We start from the raw sequence: 21,761 nt of genomic DNA, 5'->3' as shown, positions 1-21,761 counted from the left end.
TGAAGCTTTTTTATTTTGAATATGTTCTTTGTTTACGATTTAGGATTCAAAATAGCATCGATACGCTCTAGGGCATCTTGCAAATGAATTCTGCTCAATTGGTCGTTGGTTCTGTTTAAACCAGATTTAATGGCACTTTCCAAAGACTTCAATTCTGCTCTTACAACCGCTCTAATATCCGATTGACTTGTAGTGACAGCCGTCGATTTTTGATAGCCTCCAAAGGTAGGTGCTTTCTTTTGACTGTCGGCCGTCATTAAATAGGCTAATCTATCAATGTGTGCACGTTGTAAGTTGCGTCGGTAGGTTTCAATGGACTTTCCACTTTTCAATTCGCTCCAAACACCATTTCTCAAGTCTTTCATCATATCGGTTAAGGCATAGGCAGAATTTCCATATAGCGTTTGTGTTTCAATCAAGCGTTGCATTCTACCCAAACTTAAAATGTCGTCCAAGATATCAGATTGCAGTTTTCTGATACGCTCCACAGCTCCAGAATATTCTATTCTACCAAAGATATCTTTGTCAATTAGCCATTCAGGAGTTGCAAACAATTGCTCGTTTACAAATTTAAGGGCGTTCTTTTGGTGTTCCTTAGGAACTGGTATGTACACGGGACCTTCTTGTTCTGAAGTTTTGTAGTATTCATAAACACCTCCAATATTAACAGACACATGGCCCATGTAACGCTTATACTGCGATACCACATGACCGTACATTTCATCCAAATCGGAATAATCCTCACCTGGTTCTGAAGTCCATTTAATTAAGTTAGGAACAATTCTTTTTAAGTTTTTAATTCCATATTCACTAGCTAAAATTGCATCGTCTCCCAAATCTTCTCTTTGGGAACTTGGGTCCACGATGTCACCCACTTGTTGGTGACCGAAACGGTATAAAGGATCTCCTGCGTGCTCCAAAATCCATTGGTCTAAAGTTGCTTTTTCTTCCTCAGCGGTTTTACCTAAGATTGGGCGGTATCCCCAAGAAATAGCGTATTTATCATAGATTCCAATATTAGGCATCAAGGCTACATCGCCATCTTCAGGTTGTGCTACATAATTGAAACGCGCATAATCCATAATGGAAGGAGCAGTGCTGTATTTTTTTGTGAATTCTGGATCTCTCAGTTTTTCAACCGGATAGGCAACGCTGCTGGCCCAGTTGTGAGGCAATCCTAAGGTGTGCCCAACTTCGTGAGAAGATACAAAACGAATCAAGCGCCCCATGACTTCATCCTTAAACTCAGGTGATTGGGCGTCTGGATTGATGGCAGCTGTTTGAACAAAAAACCAACCTCGCAATAAGGACATTACGTTGTGGTACCAGTTAATGTCGCTTTCCAAAATTTCACCGGTTCTTGGGTCACTTACGTGTGGTCCGTTGGCATTTGGAATAGGGGAGGCCAAGTAACGCACTACAGAATAACGAACGTCCTCAGGGCTCCACTCTGGGTCTTCTTCTGGAGTTGGAGGGTCTTTGGCAATGATAGCATTTTTAAAACCGGCGGCTTCAAAGGCTACTTGCCAATCTTCAATCCCTTGCTTAATGTATTTTCTCCATTTTTCTGGAGTGGCACGATCGATATAGTATACAATTTGCTTTTTAGGCTCCACTAATTCACCACGGTTGAATTTTTCGATGTCTTCATCTTTTACTTCCAATCTCCAACGATCCAAAAACTCCACATCTTTACTTCTTTGAGCTTCCAGGCCGTAATCGGTTTGCGAGGTGGTAAACCAACCAACGCGCTCGTCGAAATAGCGACGTTTCATTGGGATTTCAGGTAACAAAATCATCGAATTGCTCAATTCAATAGAAATGGTTCCTGTACTTGAGTTGGAAGGAGGGTTTCCGGCGTTATAGGTTTTTACATGTCTTACCTCTAGGTTTTTAGGGTAACTTTTAACGCTTTCAATATAGGATTTGTCACTTTCCAATCTTGTGACCTTATAACGTTTTCTAGTGCCTTCAGGAAGTCCGATGGCTTTTACATCTTTTTCAAATAGATCAGTAACATCAATCACGGTTGAGGTAGAATCCTTACCGATCGTTTTTATAGGAAAGGTGTAAAGAACCGGTTCGAAATTGGAATTTACTACCGCTTCGTGTACTGGTAACGAATCAGCTGCTACCACGTTATAGGAAACCACGCGGAGCAATACTTTTTTGTCCTTTTTTTGCCAGCGTAACACCTGCTCATTTTGCTTGCCACCACCAAAGCCTAGTCCGCTGGCTGTTTTTGCAATACGGGTTACCATAAGCATTTCGCGTTCGAAAAGGGAATCTGGAATTTCATAAAAATAGTTTTCGTCTATTTTATGGACAGTAAAAAGACCTTTGTCAGTTTTTGCACTGCTTGTAATTACTTTATCATAAGGTTTCATGTCTCCATTAGATTTCTCTGGAGACGATACTGGCCCAGAAGATACTGTAGCCTTAGATTTGCTAACTTCTTTTGTGGAGGAACATGTCATGACCATGAAGGCCGACATCACTGGAAGTAGTTTAAGGTAAAAATTTCTCAAAATATAGCTGTTTTAAATTGATTGCGTGAAAATAAGGTTTAGCGTATAAAGTGTTAAATACCAATTGGGTTTTAATATTTTTTTAACTAAGATAAATAACTGTTACTAATGTAATTAAAATGTGCTTTTCAGGGAGGATTTATCAGAATTATCTTAATTTTTTATTTGAAATATTAGAGTGTAACGCTAAAGCATGATTGGTTTCAGGGAGATAAGGCCTGACGTATAGGCATAAAAAAAGAACCGCATTGGGGAACGGTTCTTTTTCGTGGACAATTTGATGTTGAGGCCGGATGTTAGCTAACGGCTTCTACAAAAAGTCCTTCTTCAGTTTTGTTTACTTTGGCCACACCATGTTTGGTAAGACCTTTAATGGTTTTGTCCCATTTTTTATTGCTCAATCCAGACTTCACTTTTAAGGTGTTTAAGTCTATAGGAGATTCTGCTTTTAAAAGTTCGAACAGAGCTTTTTCCTCCTCGTTCATTTCTGGTCCTTTTCTTTCCGGTTTCATTTGCGGGAAGAACAGTACTTCTTGGATGGATTGGTTGTTGGTCAAGAACATGATCAAACGGTCCATTCCAATTCCCATTCCAGATGTAGGAGGCATTCCGTATTCCAAAGCTCTTAGGAAGTCGAAGTCGATAAACTGCGTTGCTTCGTCGTCTCCTTTTTCGGCCAATTTCAATTGGTGTTCGAAACGTTCTCTTTGGTCGATAGGGTCGTTCAACTCTGAATAGGCATTGGCAATTTCCTTACCACATACCATCAATTCAAAACGCTCTGTCAACTCAGGATTTTCTCTATGCTCTTTGCACAATGGGCTCATCTCTTTTGGGTAGTCTGTAATGAAGGTTGGCTGAATGTAGTTACCTTCACATTTCTCACCAAAAATCTCATCGATCAATTTTCCTTTACCCATGGTATCATCTACTTCAATACCCATGCCTTTGGCGGCAGCTCGTATTTCATCTTCAGATTTTCCTGTGATGTCAAAGCCTGTAAATTCCTTAATGGAATCGGCCATGGTTACGCGTTTGTACGGTGCCTTGAAGTTTATTTTGTGCTCTCCAAAGGTAGCTTCTGTAGTTCCGTTTACGGCGATGGCGCAGTGCTCCAACAGTTGTTCACAGAAATCCATCATCCAGTTATAATCTTTATAGGCTACATAAATTTCCATAGCCGTAAATTCTGGGTTGTGGGTTCTGTCCATTCCTTCGTTACGGAAGTTTTTGGAGAATTCATATACACCATCAAACCCACCAACAATCAGACGTTTTAGGTAAAGCTCGTTGGCGATTCGCATGTACAATGGAATGTCCAAAGAGTTGTGGTGCGTGATAAACGGTCTCGCTGCTGCACCACCCGGAATAGGTTGCAATACAGGAGTTTCTACCTCAAAATAGCCAGAGTCGTTAAAAAACTGACGCATGGCATTGAAGAGTTTGGTGCGCTTTACAAACACTTCTTTCACTTGTGGATTTACCACTAAATCGGCGTAACGTTGTCTGTAACGTTGTTCCGGATCTGTAAAGGCATCATATACCACACCATCTTTTTCTTTAGGAAGTGGTAATGGTTTTAAGGACTTGCTCAATACGGTAAAGTCTTTTACCATAATGGTTTTTTCGCCTACTTGTGTAAGGAACAATTTACCTTCAATTCCTATAAAATCTCCAAAATCCAATAATTTTTTAAAGACTTCGTTGTATTTGGTTTTGTCTTCACCTGGACAGATTTCGTCTCTGTTGAAGTACACTTGTATTTTTCCTTCAGAATCCTGAAGCTGTGCAAAGGATGCTTTTCCTTGAACTCTCATGGACATTAATCGACCAGCTACCACCACTTTTTTGCCTTCTTCAAAATTCTCCTTCACCTGTTTAGACGTGTGGTCTACAGGGTAGAGGTTGGCAGGATAGGGATTGATTCCCAATTCACGAAGTTTGGTTAATTTCTCTCTTCTTACGAGTTCTTGTTCTGAAAGTTGCATGCTAATAAATTTTGAACTGCAAAATTACATTATTTGCCAAAATTAGCATACAACTTTCAGTTTGAATTTTTGGATAGAAAAATTTAGCGAAATATTAAGAAATAAAAGGAAAAGGACGTGTAACGAATGCATAGTCTTGCAAGACAGATAGGGTGTAATAATTATAATTTTTTTAAATGAGTATTTGGAGAGTTTTGATATCCATAATTTGCCCACCTTTGGCTGTTTTGGATAAAGGCTGTGGTTCTGTTTTAATCGTGTTTTTATTGTGGTTGTGCGGTTGGGTCCCTGGAGTGATTGCCGCCTTGGTAATTGTTAACAATCCAAAAAGGTAGGAGTAGATTGTAGGGCTTTGATGTAAAGGTTTGTGCCTTTTATAATGTATCTTTGTAGGGCAATCTAAACTTTTACCAATGAACAAAATTATTTGGGTCCTTTTGGGGATTCTATTGACTACTGCAACGAGTTGCGAATTTTCCGAGAACATCTATATCTACGAAAATGGTTCTGGAAAAATGGAATTTACCTTTGATGCTTCTGAAATGATGAAAATGACAGGGGATGAATTGACCAAAGAAAGCGAGGAAAAAGTAGATTCTACCTTTACGTTTAAAGAGCTTTTGGAAGAGAGGAAGGACAGCATTTCCAAATTGTCCAAGGAACAGCAAGAGGTGTTGAAGGGTTTGGAAAACTATTCTATGCACATGCTTATGGATCCCTCTTCAAAAACCATGAAGTTCGATCTGTTTACCAATTTTAAGGATGTAGACGAATTACAGGACATGTTTGCAGCCATGACCAAAATGCAGGCAATGGGAGACGAAAAGGGAGCTGGTGGAAACAATAAGTTTTCTTCTTTAGAACAAGAAACTTCGGAATTGAAATACAGTTATAATGGTAGAAAATTTACTAGGAAATCCAAGATTATCAATCAAGAATTGCATCAACAAATGGTGGATAGCTTGAGTGAAATGGCCATGGTGTATGAGTCTTCAACCTATAAGTTGAACTATCATTTTCCACGTCCCATCAAATCTGTTTCCAATGAAGCGGCCTTGTTTAGCGACGACCGAAAAACTGTAACGGTAGAGTTTCGATTTATGGAATATCTAAAGAACCCAGAAGCGTTGAATCTAGAAGTGATATTAGAGAAATGAGTTTGAACAAAGTAGTACAAATACAGGATTTAGGATTAAAGGATTATAATGACACTTGGGATTATCAAGAGTCACTTTTTAAAAGTATTCTCGATTTAAAAATTAAAAATAGGCGGGAGGCAAGCAATGAGCCTACTCCCAATTATTTATTGTTAGTAGAGCATCCGCATGTGTATACTTTGGGGAAAAGTGGTGACTTGGCCAATCTTTTGTTAAATGAGGAGCAGTTAAGGGCTAAAGGAGCTACATTTTATAAAATCAATAGAGGAGGCGATATTACCTACCATGGACCAGGACAAATTGTAGGATACCCTATTTTGGATTTGGACAATTTCTTTACAGATATCCATAAGTATCTTAGATTCCTTGAAGAAATGGTAATCCTTACCTTAGATGAGTATGGCTTAAAGGCAGAACGAAGCGAAGGCGAAACAGGTGTTTGGTTGGATGTAGGAACTCCGTTTGCCAGAAAAATTTGTGCTATGGGAGTAAGGGCTAGCCGTTGGGTGACAATGCATGGATTTGCTTTGAATGTGAATGTAGATTTGGGGTATTTTGATAATATCATCCCTTGCGGTATCAAAGGGAAAGCAGTAACCTCATTAAATGTTGAATTAGGCCTTAAAGAAGTCGATGAAAATGAAGTCAAGGAAAAGCTTCTGAAACATTTTCAACAGCTTTTTGAGGCGGAATTGAGTACGATGCCCTTTACGTTGTAAATCTTAATAATATATTTTTAAAATAGAAAACCCCAAAGTCCTCAAGAGTCCTTTGGGGTTTTTTATAGATAAGGGGCCTAAATTATAAGCTTATTTAATTACGCTCAATTCTCCAGAAGCCAAAGCATCTTGTAAATTGGCCGATACTTCTTTGTATTGGTTGAAGAATTTTTTGCCATCTTGTCTTTTCAGTACCACAATGGTGTTTCCGTTTTTATCTGCCTTAATTTCAGACACTACTACGGGAACGTTATCTACACTATTGTAAGAGGCAACTCCACCACGTTTGACAACGAGATTAAGTTTTGGAAAATCAATATCTTTAAAAGTTTGACTTTCGGGAGTGTTGATGGTTAGAACATCTCCTATCACTACTGAATCTTGAATGTTAGACGTTGCGCTAAAACTGTTAAAATTTAAAAATAACGCAAAAATTAAGGTGTAAACTGCATTTTTCATAATTATAGTATTAAAATCGGGTGCAAATTTACAGAATATACATAGAATAAAATCAGAATTCTTTGTTAAAAAATACCTTGTAATAGTGCATTTTTTTGGCTTCGTCATAACCGCGTTCTAAATAATCCTCTGAAGCATCGGGCGCATCAATATCCAGTTTAATTTGAATGTTGGTATCTAGTTTGATTTCGCTTTTAATTTTTTGCTTTTGCTTTTTAAGGACCACTTCGGAAATGTCGAATTGGTTACGGATTACGATGTTGTGATCGGTTTCGTAGTCCTTTTTAAAGTCGTCAAACAAAGTTCTATGTTTTTCTTCTTCAAAGACTTCTTCCTTAAAATTTTCAACATTTACGATTTCACGTTCCTTAAAGAAATCTACTGTTTTGGCCAAGAAATTACTGTGTTCCTGTCCTCCAAAATTAGGCTGTACCACTTCCTTTGAAAATTCACGGCACATCTCGATGTAGTTTTTGGTGTGTTCATTGGAATCATCAGGGTATTTTACATTTAAAAAACTCTTGATCCAATATTGGGTGTCGTAGTTGTTATGGTCTACACTCAGCACAATTTTACCTTCGGCGTCTGCAGCGTTCAGGATCAAACAACCTTTGTCTACTTTTTTAGTTTGAATCCCAGACTGTACATAAATGTCGTAGCTGCCATTTTCCATATAGGTCTGGAAAAAGTTGGTTTTGTTTTCAATTTTGAAAATTCCCACGGCGTCTGTTGTATAGTCTTCGTACTGGATGTCGTGAAACATGCAAACAATGACATCTCCAGTTTTTATTTGTGCCGAATTGGATTGCTCAAACAAATGGTTGACTACATGTTTTGAAACGTCAATAAAATCTGTGTCGTCTGCCAAAAGTTGAGAAGCGTAACTGTTTATTTCATTCAATTCTATATTGGAATGGTGATTGAAACGATAGGTCTCTGCAATAGATCCAAAAGGGCGAAGTAAATAGGGGAGCAGTAGTTCGTAGCTAACTTCGTCAAAGTCTAAAAGGTTTTCTGAAAAAGCATTTTTGGTGCTGTTGAATTTATTGCCCACCTTGTGGATGATGCATTTTGATATAGAAGCTTTTGTGCGTTTGATCATGATTTGGAACTCTGAATTTTCAAGCTGCAATACTACTAAAAATTGAAGAGATTAGATCATAAAAAACGCCAAAGAAAACTTTGGCGTTTAATCCGAGGGGACTATAATTCGGCTGTCTTGGCGTATAAGATTATACTTTTGGTGTTTGTATAACTAATTGTAATAAAGTGAAATATACAAAATTTTGGCCGTGATTGCAAATAGAACTTTTACTTGTTTTATAATATAATCCTTAATGTCTTTAATTTATTTTGTAGATAATCAAACTGTTGGAGTCTCCTTTGGTGACTATTTCAACATTTTTGTCTTTATCAATTGAATCTAGATCTATTGCTGAATTTCCATAAATTGGAAAGTTAGGGATGGCCTTTCCTTGGCTGTCAAACAGGTATACTTTTTTGGACTGCAAATCGGTTACGGAGACGTAAATCTTGTCATTTACATAAAAGATTTTGGGAGCCGTATATTCGCCGTAATCCAATTCAATAGGATGTGATTTGATGTTCAGTTTGTTTTCAGAAAGTGTCACAAAGGTTTTGCTGGTGGCGTCAATTTTGTGCGACTCATTCAGGTTGAGGTTGGCACTGTTCATTTTACCGCTTTGATTTACCTGTACCAAGGCTCCATTAGTGGAGGTTGTGGTGAATTTATCTTCGTATAAGTAAATGCTGTTATCGGAAAAATTGATGGCATCGTTCACTTTAATTCTGGTTTTTCCAACACGGTCCAAAATTTTTAGAGTAGTTCCTTCAGCAAACACAATGTAGTCTTTTCTTCCTATTCTAAAGTGTTGTGGTTGCGAAGAGATGGTATTCTTGGCCTTATTGAATGTAAAGCCGTTAACAGTTTTTCCCTTTTGGTCGTACATCAATACCTCTTTTCCTTGAGTCACCATCAATCTATAGTTTTTCTTTTTGTCGTAATCAAAAACCGATAGAGGTTGGGTGATTTTGTCTTTAAAATTTAATGGAAATGGCGATACATCCTTACCGTTTCTGGCTATTACATAAATTCTGTTTGGTGTGGCAAACGCCAGTTGAAGACGCCCATTTTTGTACATGTCAATCTGTTCTATTTTACCTAGGATCTTAGCCTGAAGTTGTTTCTTCCAATAGATCTTTCCTTCGTTGGAAATGAGGTATAGATTGTTTTTGATATCCTGTACCACAATGTCCTTTTGTTTGGTAATGTGGTTGGTGATAAATTGTGGTGTGGTTAAAAGGTCGTTGTCTAAGGTAATGGTGAACTCCTCTGAAATGTCGTTGGAGCTTTGTTTGGCTTTGTGCTTTTTTATGACAGCATTTACGTGGGCAAAATCCGTGTCATAAATAAATTGTAGGGCAGAGGCTTTATAGTTGTCTGCATCTATAGCTAAATCTTCGGAAAAGTTTTGTTTTAAAACTGAAAGCAATGCTTTGTTGTTACCATATAATAGTAAGGATGATTCATCGCTTAGTTGTGTTGTAAGGTTTTGGTAATAACTTTCAGAGGAAAGGGTATGGTCGTTTTGGTAATTGGCAATAAACTCTTTTAGTAATTCGATGCTGTCGCTAAACACAAAATAGTCATCCAAATTGATGAAGTTGCTTGCTGTGTCAAAAGTAATAAGAGGGTAAAATTCTTTTTTGAATACATCCGGTTGCCCAAATGTGTAAATGGAAATGTTTCTATAGGTTTCTACTAAGGTATTTTCTTTTAAATGTTCCAAAGTGGAAGTTGGGTCTATAGAGTTTAAGAATATTGCTTTAGAGCCATTTTCGTCAATAGCACCAACTTCATTGATGTTTTCAAAAAGAGGATTTTGTATTGTTATGGAATCTCTTTTAGAAAACAGCTCTAGTTGTTCGTGAAAAGTTTTATAGTTATTGAAGGTGAAACTCAAAAAAGCCTCTGTTCCAGGCGGGCATACGTGGCTTATTTTGTTTTCTTGGGGAATGGTATTTTTGAAAATGTTAATCAAACTTTTGGTAGAATCCAGAGCTTTGGTGATTCCGTTTAAGTTAACGTCGTCTTGGGACATGGTTAGGTCTACCATGAGGTAGTCTGAGAGTTTTGCTTTAGACAATTCTTCCGATTGAAAAATAGTAGGGAATTGCTTGTTGGATGTGAAAATAGCAGAAACCGTTTTGTCGTTTGATGAAGCATTTAACGCTTTTTGAAATTCTAAATCGGTGATTGGTTTTGGGGTGGCCAATTCAACGGTTTCTTTAGAATTGGAAGCAAACAATATGCTGTCAATAATGGTGCTGTAAAATATCTGATCTTCTACCGTGGTTTTATGGATGGTTCTATTTTTGGTTTTGAGAACCTCGTCTTTATGTTTTGTTAGGGAATCGAATTTTATTAAGGTAGGGGTGTTTTTGGTGATTAACGTAACGCCTAAACTGTCTTTAGGGTTGGAGCTGAAACAAATTAATACAGGGTTGTCTGTGTTGAGGTGTTTTAAAAATTCAAGGTGTTTGAAAGAGCTCTTGGTATTTTTGTTTTCTGAAAGTGCTTCAATTAAATCATTGTTTTTAAAATTGCTTCTCAGATTGCCAAGGTTTGATGTTTTTAGAACAACACTGGTGTTTTCGGGAATTAGGTGGCTTAATTTGGTCTGCTTGGTATAGTTTGAATCGCAGCTAAAAAAAAGCAGGATCAGGAGACTTGCAAAAACGTATTTCATTAAGAGGGGTTTTGAGAAAATGGACTTTTCAAGGCAAATATACTGAAACAGAATCAAAAAAAGTGATTCACCGTTTTAGGTGTATACCATTATATATAGGTAAGGTTAATTTTTTCAGTTATAGTTCAAATTTTAATTGTTCAGGCAGTAGCCTAAAAGATTTTCTGTGGTATTTGGTAATGCCATATTTTCTAATGGCTTCTCTGTGTTCTTTGGTGGGATAACCTTTGTTTTTTTTCCAATTGTACATTGGGAATTCTTCATGGATTTTATCCATATAGGCGTCGCGTTCCGTTTTGGCAATAATTGAAGCAGCTGCGATACTTAGGTATTTACCATCTCCCTTGATAATTGTTTCAAAAGGAATATCCTTAAAAGGTTTGAATCTGTTGCCATCCACTATGATGAATTCTGGTTGAGTATGCAATTGCTCAATTGCTTTGTGCATCGCCAATATGGAGGCGTTCAGAATATTGATGCTGTCTATCTCGTCGGGCCAAATATGGGAAAAGGCAAATGCTTCAGCCTTTTCTTCTATAACAGGTTTAAGAAGCAGTCGTTTGTGCTCTGTAAGAGTTTTTGAATCATTTATCAAATCGTTTTTTAAGTTAGAAGGTAAAATAACGGCAGCGGCTGTTACAGGTCCTGCCAAACAACCACGGCCAGCTTCATCGGTTCCACATTCTATTGAGAATTTTGAAAAATTAGATTTAAGAGTCAAAATGTTAAAATTTTAATGATATTATATTTTGTTCTGAATAAATGTAATTATAATTTAAATTTTTATGAATAATTATTTTAATAGGACCAGTGTTTATGCTGGTTTTGAGAGTGTTGAGTGTTAACATTATTTTAATAAAATAACTTGTTTATTTAATATTTAATTATGATGTTTGCGCAAGACTAACTCAAATAATTGTTTTATGAAATTAAAGTTAACATGGTTAATGACGCTATTTATGGCGTTAGTGATGCAGTTTTCTTTCGCGCAAGAAAAAACGGTCACTGGAACAGTTATATCAGAAGCAGATGGCTTGCCATTGCCTGGTGTAAATGTAATTGTAAAAGGAACTACTAGAGGTGTTCAAACTGACTTTGATGGTAATTATACTATTACCGCAAATGTAGGTGAAACTTTGGTGTTTTCATTTGTTAGTATGAAAGCTGTTGAAATTGTAGTAGGCACAAGTAATTCTATAAATGTTTCAATGCAGGAAGATATTGCTGCGTTAGAAGAAGTTGTGGTAGTAGGGTATTCTTCCCAAGACAAAACTAAAGTGTCTGGGGCGGTTTCTGTTGTAAATGCAGAGGCTATTGAACAAGTACCGTTGGCTTCTTTTGATCAAATTCTACAAGGTCAGGCGCCAGGGGTTCAGATTTCTGCTGGTTCTGGTCAACCAGGAGCATCTGCTAGAGTAAGAATTAGAGGTAATGGGTCTATCAATGGAAGTAATGATCCGTTGTATATTATAGATGGTATTCAAGTTTCTGCAGGAGATTTTGCCGCTATCAACCCTAATGATTTTGAAAACATTTCTATTCTTAAAGATGCTAGTGCAACAGCACCTTATGGTTCTAGAGGAGCTAATGGGGTAATTGTTGTTACTACTAAAAAAGGAGCTTTTGGTGAAAAGACACGTTTTACATATAGAACTCAGTACGGGGTTTCTCATGTTGGGAACTCTCGTTTTGATTTAATGAATTCTTCTCAATTGCTTAACTTTCAAAAGTTAGTGGGTAGAGGTACGGGGGCAAGCTTGTCTGATGCAGAAATTGCTGAGTTATCTCAAACCAATACTAATTGGGAAGATTACTTTTTTAGAACAGGTCAAACTGTAAGTCATGAATTAGCGATGACTGGAGGTTCTGAAAAATCTCGTTTTTATAGCAGCATTAGTTACTTCGATCAAGAAGGTATAGCTGATAGATCAAACCTGAAACGCTTTACTTTACGTAACAACTATGAAGTAAGACCTAATGACAAAACTAAGATTGGTTTGAATACATTAGTGGCTTATGCTATATCAGATTTGATTGACTCAGAAAGCTCAATTACATTGCAAAACCCTTATGCAGCTGTATACTTGGCTTCTCCTTACTATACTCCTTACAAAGAAGATGGAAGTTATAACACAAGTAATGGTAATGTAGGTGCTAATGCCTTGGAGAATCTTCATGTAAACGGGAGAGAGAACAAGCAGATCAGATTTGTAGGTTCTGGTTTTGCAGAAAGAGAATTGTTTAAGAATATTAGTGCGCGTACAGATTTGGGGGTTGATTATAGTCAAGATAATACTTTTAGATTTGCTGACCCTTCAACTTATTATGGTAGTATTACTGAGCCTGGATTTGCAGGATTCTATACAGAGGCTAATAGTTATTATGCAAATATTACATCTACAACAAGATTGATGTATGAAAATACTTTCGCAAACAAGCACAATTTTACTGCAGGGGTATTTATGGAGTACGTAAAAACACATGCTAGATCTAGTAGTTTTACTGGTTATGGTATCAACCCTACCTTGCCAGGAGTTCCAGCAGGTATTAGTGAAGGTACTCCTGAAAATGAGTTAATTCCTTCAGTAGGTGGTTCTGTAACTGAGCGTGGTTTATTTTCATATTTTGGTGTTGCAAATTATGATTATGATGGTCGTTTTGGTTTAGATGTTTCTTTGAGAAGAGATGCTTCTTCTAAATTTTCAGATGAGAATCAATGGGGGACATTTTATTCTGTTGCTGGTAGATGGAATATTTCTAATGAAGCCTTCTTGTCAGGTAATAGAACAATCAACAATTTAAAACTTAGAGCAAGTTATGGTACTTCAGGTAACCAAAACGCAGTAGCTGATTTTGCTTATGCTACCGAATATGGTCAAACTTCTTATAATGGAAATACAGGTATTGCTTTTGGAAGAATTGGAAATGAGGATTTGAAATGGGAAACTTCTAACCAATTTAACGTTGGTATTGATTATGATTTATTTGATTACAGATTGTCTGGTACAGTTGAGTACTATAATAATAAAACTACAGACTTATTTGTAACTTATAACTTGTCTCAAGCTTCTTCTGGAGTATCTAGTATCCAAGCTAATGCAGGTTCTATGAGAAATGCAGGTGTTGATGTAAGTTTAACTGGGGTTCTTGTTAGAACTAATGATTTTGAGTTTGAGGTAAATGGTAACTTCAACTATAACAAGAACGAAATCTTGGATTTAGGACAAGTTAGCCAATTTGAACAAGGAACTTCAATTATTAGAGAAGGTTTACCTTTAGGTTCTCATTATATTGTAAAATGGGCAGGAGTTAACCCAGCAAATGGTGAGCCATTGTATTATGATATTGATGGAAATGTAACCAATGTATATAGTGAAGCTAACTCAGTAGCTGACTTTGGAAGTTATAACCCAGTTTGGACTGGTGGTTTTGGTGCTAAATTGAAGTACAAAGCATTTGAGGTATCTACTTTGTTTAGTTTTGCCGCTGATTATTATAGATTTAACAACCAAACATTCTTCCAAGAAAACCCTAACTTTGCTCAGTATAACTTGTCAACAATCATGTTAGATATGTGGCAACAACCTGGAGATATTACAGAAGTACAAAGTTACTTGTATAATAGAGAATTCTCTTCTAAGGATATTGAAGACGCTTCATTTACAAAGTGGAGAAATTTAACGGTAGCTTATAATTTACCACAAAGATATATTGATAGCATTGGATATATCACTGGATTAAGAGTGTACGCTCAAGGTCAAAACTTATATACTTGGACTAAGTTTACTGGTTTCGATCCAGAGGATAGTAACAATATTGCACAGTATGAGTATCCAACACCAAGAATTTTTACAGTTGGATTGGATCTTAAATTTTAAAAAAAAATAATATGAAAAAAATATCAAAATATCTATTGTTGGCTCTACTCCTTGGCTTTGCTTATTCTTGTGAGAATGCATACAATGTAGATCCAGATGATGAAATTTTAGAGGAAAATTCTTTTACGAATGTTGACGATTTAGAAAGAGGTGTATACGGTGTTTATGCTGGTATATCTGGTTCTAATATCATTGGTTGGTCATCACGTTTTTCAGATGACTGTAGAATTGGTGAAACAAATAGAGGACAAGGAATTCAGGTACATAGATGGTCTATCAACCCAGGGACTGATGAAGTAGGAAGTTTATGGGGTAATATGTACAACGTTATTGCAAGAACGAACAGGTTATTGGAGGCAATTGATAAAATTTCTCCTTTAAATGAAGAGGAAGAAGCTACAATGCAAAGAATTAAAGCTGAATGTTTGGCTATTAGAGCAATGCAACATTTTGATTTGATGAGATTGTATGCGCAAGATTACGAATCAGCTTCTTTAGCTGTGCCAATCATTGATGGTGTTTATGTTTTTGAGCAATTCCCTAGAAATACTGTAGGCGAGGTGTTTGGTTTTGTAAAAACTGACTTAGCAGAAGCCTATAATTTGTTGAGTGCATCTTATACAGATAATACAAGATTCACTAAAACTGGTATTGCTGCTTTAAGAGCAAGAGTTGCTTTATATGAAAAGGATTATGCTTCGGCTATTAGCTTTGCGACTCAAGTAATTAATGCATCCCCTTTGGCTACATCGTCTGAGTTTCAGGGAGTTTTTACAGATCAAGTGGAAACGGAAGTTGTTTTTAAATTAGCTAGAACTACTGGTGATGGTTCTGTAGGAACTTTGTTTACAGATACTAACGGAGATGTGTTTTTTAACTTATCTTATGGCTTGTACTATCATATGGCTCAAAATGGTTTCACAAATGATATTAGAACTTATGTAAATATTGATGTTGCTAATTTTGATGAAAATAACCTTATGGTTGGTAAATATCTAGGTTCAGATGCTAATTTTGGTCTTAACGATATTAAAGTTTTCAGAACTGGTGAGCAATATTTAATTAGAGCAGAGGCTTATGCTAGAACTGGATCTTTAGATTTAGCTGCGGCAGATGTACAAACTTTAAGAAATGCTCGTGTAGTACCTGGAGGGGAAGCAGTAACTGTATCTTATACTAATGTAAGTAACGCAGTTAATGACATTTTAGGAGAAAGACGTTTTGAATTGGCATTCGAAGGGCATAGATCTTTTGATTTAAGAAGATATGGATTGGGTGTAAACAGAAATGCTGACGATTGTTCTCAAGCTGCTGACCCTTGTGCATTAGATGCTACTGATTACAGAATGGCATTGCCTATTCCGTCAGCGGAAATTTTTGCCAATGATGTTATTCAACAAAACAATCAATATTAATTTTTAAGAATAAAAAAATGAAAAAGTATTTATTTATACTGTCTATATTTTCGCTTTTCTTGACTTCGTGTGAGGAGCAAGAGGCGGAAGTATATAATGGTAACAGTTTATTATATTTTACCGAAAGTACTTCCAGTAAGTTTTTTGTTGAAGATACTGCTGAATCAAGTACTCAGATAGTTGTTGGGGTTACAAAAGCTTCTTCTTCAGATAGAACATTTACAGTGGCTGTGAATGAAGGTTTAACTACTGCAACACCTGATCAATATGAGTTTAAGTCATATACATTTACTATTCCTGCAAATGAATATCTTGGCTATATTGAAGTTTATGGAAATTTTGATGCCATCTCAACAGATGGGTCAACATTAGCGATAGATTTAGTTGATATGCAGGAAGGTGAAGTTGCTGGTTTTGACAATACCTATCTTTTAAGCTTAAATCAATATTGTTTGATTGATATCCCTGGAACATCATTTAATGGCTCTGCTTATATTGGTACATCGTTGGTTAATAACTTTGAAGGAGAGTTAGTGCCAACAGGCGGATTGAATGAGTATGCTGTTGATAATGCTTGGGGAGAGTTTGTAGCTGCGGCCACAGGGTCTGATGATTACTTAGGGCAGTATTATTATCCTGTTGTTATCCAAATAGGTTGTGATTTTAGTGTGGATGTAACGCCTACAACTACGAATGCAGTTGCTGGTGATGAAGATAGTACTGGTGAGTATAATCAAGCTACAGGAACTATTTATCTAAGTTTGACACAAGGCTTATTCACCCAGCCTTTTAATGTAGAGGTTGAATTAGCTCTTTATTAAAATCAAGATACAGATAATGAAAAGCCAGAAAGTTGATAGATTTTCTGGCTTTTTTATGTTTAAAATTAAGTTTATAAAATTTACTATAGGATGTAATTAACGGTTTAGTAACATTTATTGTTAAAAGATTTGGAAACAAAAAAGGAAGCGTTAAAAAGGCTTCCTTTTTTGTTTTATCTGATCTATAAGGTTATATTTGGCCGGTTTAAAAAAACACCTACAAAATGAAAAAAATTACATTGATTGCTCTAATCTTAGCACAAGTTAGTGTGATGGCACAAGATGCAAAGAGTATAGAGAAATATCTAAAGCAAGAGGATAAGGTAAAATTAATCGAATTATCAGAAAAAATTAAAATCTCTTCTGATAGATCTTTAAAGGAAGCTAGGAAAAAGTATGCGGATACTATATCCATTAATGGGAAACATGCTACTTTAAAAGGTGTACGTATTGATGGAAGTCCTATCTATATTACTAGTTTTAATGCTGGCGCTGCTACTACAGTTAAAGCAGATGAATTATACGAAGGAGGTTCACTTGGTTTAGATCTTTCAGGTAATGGATTAACCTTAGGCTTGTGGGAAGGGGATGCTGTAAGAAAAACTCATCAGGAATTAACTGGGAGAATTGATCAAAAGGATTTTTTATTGTTTACTCAGGCTAATGATGAAACAAACCATGCAACTCACGTGGCGGGTACCATGATTGCTTCTGGAGTTAATTCTGACGCAAAAGGAATGGCCTATGAAGCTTCAATTATAGCTTATGATTGGGCGGATGATTTGTCCGAAATGACCAATGAAGCAGCTTCTGGAATGATTTTATCAAATCACTCTTATGGAACAGCTGTATTTAATAAAGCTGGAGAGTTACAAGTACCTGTATATTGGTTTGGTAAATATGATAGTAATTCTAGGGATATGGATAATTTGCTTTATAATGCACCTCATTATTTACCGGTTATTGCGGCAGGAAATGATAGAGCATCAAGTGCATTGGCAACCAATAAAGGAGGGTATGATATGTTATGTGGTCATACCATGTCTAAAAATGCCTTACTTGTTGGGGCTGTTAATCAGGTTAACAATTATACAAGTTCTTTAAGTGTTAGCATGAGTAATTTTAGTAACTGGGGGCCGACTGATGATGGAAGAATTAAACCGGACATTGTTGCTAAAGGTGTAGCTGTGCTATCCTCTGTAGCTACAAGTAATACTGCCTATTCTAGTTTTCAAGGTACTTCAATGGCTACCCCAAGTGTTACAGGAACATTGGCTTTGTTGCAGGAGCATTATCATAACTTGAACGATAATTATATGTTGGCTGCTACAGCTAAAGGTTTGGCTATTCACACAGCTAATGAGGCAGGGTTTGGAAATGGGCCTGATTACAGATTTGGTTGGGGACTATTAAATGCAGAGGCAGCTGCAAACGCTATTACAAATGAGGGAGCCTCTTCAATAATATCTGAAACATCAATTGCTAATGGCGAAACTTTTTCTACAAGTGTTACTGCATTAGGAGGGGAGGCTTTGGTAGTAACGGTTTGTTGGACGGATCCTAAAGGAAATGTTTTCAGTGGGACTCAAGCTGAGATGTTAGATAATCCTATTGCAATGTTGATAAATGATTTGGATGTTAGAGTAACTAAAGGATCAGAAGTTAATTATCCTTGGAAATTAAATGTGGCATCTCCTGGAAATGCTGCCACTAAAGCTGATAATAGTGTAGATAATGTAGAAAAAGTGGAAGTTTCAAATGCAAGTGGAGAGTATACTATCACAGTTTCTCATAAAGGAACCTTGCAAGGAGGTTTACAAAACTTTTCTTTAATCGTAACAGGAATAGATGCTACTTTGGGGGTTGAGGATAACGAAATTCAAAATGTCGCTGTTTGGCCAAACCCAGCTAAAGATTTTATCAATTTAAAATTAACTTCTGTAGAAAACAATTCTAAAGTTAGTTTATATGATATTCATGGACGTATGGTTTATCATGGAGGCTTAAAATCTTCTAGTTTGTTGCATACTATTAATGTTAAGGAGTTTTCTACTGGTGTTTATTTCTTGAACGTTGAAAATGGTACACAAACCTTTAACAAGAAAATTGTTATTGAATAATTTTTAGTTGCAATAGAACTTAACTTAGAGTTGAGTTTTAAGTAAAAAAAACCGCAATAGGGAATTCCTTATTGCGGTTTTTTTATTGTTGACTCCATGAGATACATCATTTTGAAGGAATATCAAGACATTGTTCTCTTGGTTTTGCCTATAATATTCTAACTTTATTTTCGTTTTAAATACTTATTTTTGCTCCATATTTTACTACAGGTATGAGGAAATTACTTTTCAGTGTTTTTGTTTTGGTAACGACTTTAATGAGTGCTCAGGTCAAGAAATTTGAGAAGCCATTAGCTAATGAAGGAAGGACATCTATTGATACAACAAAGGCCAATATAAACGGAGACAAAAAAAGTAAGTCAAAAGATAAATCTGCCACCATCGACATGTACAAAATGGTGTCCTATAAAAATGACACCACTTTTGTAGATACCTCACTTACCATTAAAAAAGACTACAAGTTTAATTACCTAAGAAAGGATAATTTTGAACGTATCAATTTCTTGAATACTGGGCAAACATTCAATTCTCTAAGTTATAATGTTTCAAATACAGATGTGATGCCTGTATTTGGAGCTAGGGCAAGACATTTCAATTATATGGAAATTGAAGATATTTATTATTACGAAGTTGCCACACCATTTACAGAGTTATGTTATAAAACGGTCTTTGAGCAAGGCCATTTGTTGGACGCCTTATTCAGTGTTAACACTTCTAAACAGCTTAACTTCACTTTAGCCTATAAAGGTTTACGCTCTTTAGGGAAATACCAGCATCAACTTACAAGCACTGGTAATTTTAGGTTTGTTACCAATTATTCCACCAAGAATAATCGTTATAAAATGAGAGGGCATATTGTCATGCAGGATTTAATGAATGAGGAAAACGGTGGTTTAAGGGATATAGATTTGGTTAATTTTGAATCGGGGAATAAGGAATTTAAGGATAGGTCCGTATTTGATCCTGTTTTTGAAAATGCCGAAAATATTTTGGAAGGAAAGCGTTTTCATCTAGAGCACCAATATCAAATTACGAAAGCTCATGATTCACTTCAAAAGCCAAACTTTTATGTTGGGCATTTTATTTCCTTTGAGGATAAGTATTATCAATTTGTGCAAAGCTCCAGAAACGATTTTTTTGGCGAAGCATTTTTGACAAACAAAATAAATGACAAAGTGACCTTGGAAGATTTTAGAAATCGATTTTATGTTCATTTCAAAGAGAAAACATTGGGTAATATTAAGGTAAATGTAGATTATTACAATTATAATTACGGATATGATGCTTTGGTAATTTTGGAAGGCAATGCAATTACCAATCGTTTAAAGGGTGATGTTTTAGAGGCAGGAGGAAGTTACGCTAATAGTTTTGGTAAATTTAATTTTTTAGGGGAATTTGGTATAAATGTTTCAGGAGATTTAGATGGCAATTTCTTTAAGGGTTCCGCAAACTATAGTTTTACAGATGATATCAAGTTTAGTGCTTCTTTTAATTCTAGTTCCAAGGCGCCTAACTATAATTATTTGCTATATCACAGTGACTATCTCAATTACAATTGGGATAATTCCAGTACATTCGACAATGTGCAAACACAGCAATTAGCAGTGGAATTGCAGTCTGAAAAATTGGCTAATATCTCTTTTGATTATTCAAATATTACGAATTATACTTATTTCGCAAAGGATGAAGTAACTGAAGGCGTTAAACCATTCCAGACTGACAATACAGTAAATTATTTGAGATTGAAGCTCAATAGGGAAATTCGATTTGGAAAATTTGCCTTAGACAACACCTTTATGTACCAAAATGTATTGAATGGTGATAATATTTTTAACGTACCCCAATTCATCACAAGAAATACCTTTTACTATTCCAACCATTTCTTTAAAAAGAAAGCCCTCTTTTTACAAACCGGAATTACCTTTAAGTATTTCACTGAATATAATATGAATGGTTACGATCCATTACTTGCCGAATTCTATGTTCAAAATGATACTAAAATTGGAAACTTTCCAATGCTTGACTTTTTCGTGAATGCAAAAGTGAGAACAATGAGGATATATTTGAAGGCAGAACATTTCAACTCAGCATGGACTGGGTATAAGTTCTATTCCGCTCCCAATTATCCATATCGAGATTTTATTGTTCGCTTTGGTCTGGTCTGGAACTTCTTTTTATAGCAAAAGTGATTTATGAAATATTTAAAAGACATGCCATATGGTATGTCTTTTTTGTTTAGGACATCCTTTATATATAAGACAAAGGGATCTTTTGAATTTATTCCTGTGGTATACCCTATATATAATAGTAGCATGCATATGCATATAGGAAAAGGTCAACACGCTACTTCCTATAAGCCATAAAATATTTCCACATCCAAACACCTCAATTCCAGCCCTCTAAACTCCTTGCTTCAAAATATTTTCCAAAAACCTCAAAAAAGGCTTGCAGATATCCAAAAAGGCGGTATATTTGCAGCCGCAAAAACAGCGAGTGCTGCGAAGGCGAGAGGAGTTCATTGAGAGTATCGGTTATAAGTGTTTTGAGAGGTGATTGCGCCACGAAAAAAAAACTTTTAAAAAAATAACCGAAACTGTTGCGAGCTTCAAAAAAGGGTTCTATATTTGCACCCGCTTAAGCGATAAGCTTAGGGAAAACAAAGAAGACAAGTTCATTAACATATTGAATTGACAGCGTAAGATTGGACCTTTTTATGAGATCCGGTCGAACAAAGAACAAGCCATTTTGAGAACCAGAAAATTCCGTTTCGAAAGTCTATATAATATTTAAGATTTAACGATGAAGAGTTTGATCCTGGCTCAGGATGAACGCTAGCGGCAGGCCTAACACATGCAAGTCGAACGGTAACAGCACTTCGGTGGCTGACGAGTGGCGCACGGGTGCGT

15 protein-coding genes and 1 rRNA gene are annotated in these 21,761 nt (G+C 36.1%); 10 read left to right on the top strand and 6 right to left on the bottom strand.

Features of this window, described 5'->3' with window-relative positions:
* Positions 1-32 precede the first annotated feature (32 nt).
* Positions 33-2,387: a zinc-dependent metalloprotease gene (locus ZA06_RS15525; protein WP_240472320.1), complete on the bottom strand. Its 2,355-nt coding sequence runs from the start codon at positions 2,385-2,387 to the stop codon at positions 33-35.
* Here ZA06_RS15525 and ZA06_RS17205 point away from each other — a divergent pair.
* On the top strand, positions 2,386-2,517 hold the full coding sequence (locus ZA06_RS17205; protein ID WP_262493456.1) for a hypothetical protein: 132 nt from the start codon (positions 2,386-2,388) through the stop codon (positions 2,515-2,517). The genes ZA06_RS15525 and ZA06_RS17205 overlap by 2 nt on opposite strands.
* A 307-nt stretch (positions 2,518-2,824) precedes the next feature.
* Here the strand turns inward: ZA06_RS17205 and lysS are convergent, their stop codons facing one another.
* Complete coding sequence (gene lysS / locus ZA06_RS15520) at positions 2,825-4,516, bottom strand: lysine--tRNA ligase (protein ID WP_053978414.1); 1,692 nt, start codon at positions 4,514-4,516, stop codon at positions 2,825-2,827.
* Positions 4,517-4,692: 176 nt separating this feature from the next.
* On the opposite strand from lysS, the gene ZA06_RS16825 reads away from it, so the two are divergent.
* The 3 genes from ZA06_RS16825 (at position 4,693) to lipB (ending at position 6,392) form a co-directional block, all read left to right on the top strand.
* Positions 4,693-4,851: a YqaE/Pmp3 family membrane protein gene (locus tag ZA06_RS16825; RefSeq protein ID WP_076663302.1), complete on the top strand. Its 159-nt coding sequence runs from the start codon at positions 4,693-4,695 to the stop codon at positions 4,849-4,851.
* Positions 4,852-4,929: 78 nt separating this feature from the next.
* Entirely contained in the window at positions 4,930-5,673 is a 744-nt protein-coding gene (locus ZA06_RS15510) for a hypothetical protein (protein WP_053978412.1), read from the top strand.
* A gap of 2 nt (positions 5,674-5,675) precedes the next feature.
* Positions 5,676-6,392 (top strand): lipoyl(octanoyl) transferase LipB, encoded by a 717-nt coding sequence (lipB, locus tag ZA06_RS15505; protein ID WP_053978529.1) that lies wholly within the window; start codon positions 5,676-5,678, stop codon positions 6,390-6,392.
* A 90-nt stretch (positions 6,393-6,482) separates the two neighbouring features.
* Here the strand turns inward: lipB and ZA06_RS15500 are convergent, their stop codons facing one another.
* From ZA06_RS15500 to ZA06_RS15485, 4 genes are all read right to left on the bottom strand, one after another.
* Complete coding sequence (locus ZA06_RS15500; protein WP_053978411.1) at positions 6,483-6,851, bottom strand: hypothetical protein; 369 nt, start codon at positions 6,849-6,851, stop codon at positions 6,483-6,485.
* A gap of 52 nt (positions 6,852-6,903) precedes the next feature.
* Positions 6,904-7,953 carry a nucleoid-associated protein gene (locus tag ZA06_RS15495; RefSeq protein WP_053978528.1) on the bottom strand — a complete coding sequence of 350 codons (1,050 nt, stop codon included), beginning with the start codon at positions 7,951-7,953 and terminating at the stop codon, positions 6,904-6,906.
* A gap of 241 nt (positions 7,954-8,194) precedes the next feature.
* Positions 8,195-10,621 carry a DUF3352 domain-containing protein gene (locus ZA06_RS15490; RefSeq protein WP_053978410.1) on the bottom strand — a complete coding sequence of 809 codons (2,427 nt, stop codon included), beginning with the start codon at positions 10,619-10,621 and terminating at the stop codon, positions 8,195-8,197.
* 118 nt (positions 10,622-10,739) lie between these two features.
* A complete protein-coding gene (locus ZA06_RS15485) occupies positions 10,740-11,342 on the bottom strand; it encodes a ribonuclease HII (RefSeq protein WP_053978409.1) in 603 nt (200 codons plus the stop codon).
* A gap of 202 nt (positions 11,343-11,544) precedes the next feature.
* Here ZA06_RS15485 and ZA06_RS15480 point away from each other — a divergent pair, with 202 nt between their 5' ends.
* The 6 genes from ZA06_RS15480 to ZA06_RS15455 form a co-directional block, all read left to right on the top strand.
* Entirely contained in the window at positions 11,545-14,499 is a 2,955-nt protein-coding gene (locus tag ZA06_RS15480) for a SusC/RagA family TonB-linked outer membrane protein (RefSeq protein ID WP_053978408.1), read from the top strand.
* Between the two features lie 11 nt (positions 14,500-14,510).
* Positions 14,511-15,914, top strand: coding sequence for a RagB/SusD family nutrient uptake outer membrane protein (locus tag ZA06_RS15475; protein WP_053978407.1), 1,404 nt, complete (start codon positions 14,511-14,513; stop codon positions 15,912-15,914).
* A 17-nt stretch (positions 15,915-15,931) separates the two neighbouring features.
* Positions 15,932-16,735: a hypothetical protein gene (locus ZA06_RS15470; RefSeq protein ID WP_053978406.1), complete on the top strand. Its 804-nt coding sequence runs from the start codon at positions 15,932-15,934 to the stop codon at positions 16,733-16,735.
* A 224-nt stretch (positions 16,736-16,959) separates the two neighbouring features.
* Entirely contained in the window at positions 16,960-18,855 is a 1,896-nt protein-coding gene (locus tag ZA06_RS15465) for a S8 family serine peptidase (protein WP_053978405.1), read from the top strand.
* Positions 18,856-19,067: 212 nt separating this feature from the next.
* Positions 19,068-21,035: a putative porin gene (locus ZA06_RS15460; protein ID WP_053978404.1), complete on the top strand. Its 1,968-nt coding sequence runs from the start codon at positions 19,068-19,070 to the stop codon at positions 21,033-21,035.
* 616 nt (positions 21,036-21,651) lie between these two features.
* A 16S ribosomal RNA gene (locus ZA06_RS15455) occupies positions 21,652-21,761 on the top strand; the annotation flags it as partial.

This window comes from Mangrovimonas xylaniphaga, from assembly GCF_001280435.1.
Taxonomy (GTDB): domain Bacteria; phylum Bacteroidota; class Bacteroidia; order Flavobacteriales; family Flavobacteriaceae; genus Mangrovimonas_A; species Mangrovimonas_A xylaniphaga.
Note: the sequence above shows the minus strand (reverse complement) of the source record. Positions and strands in the feature narration are given on the sequence as shown.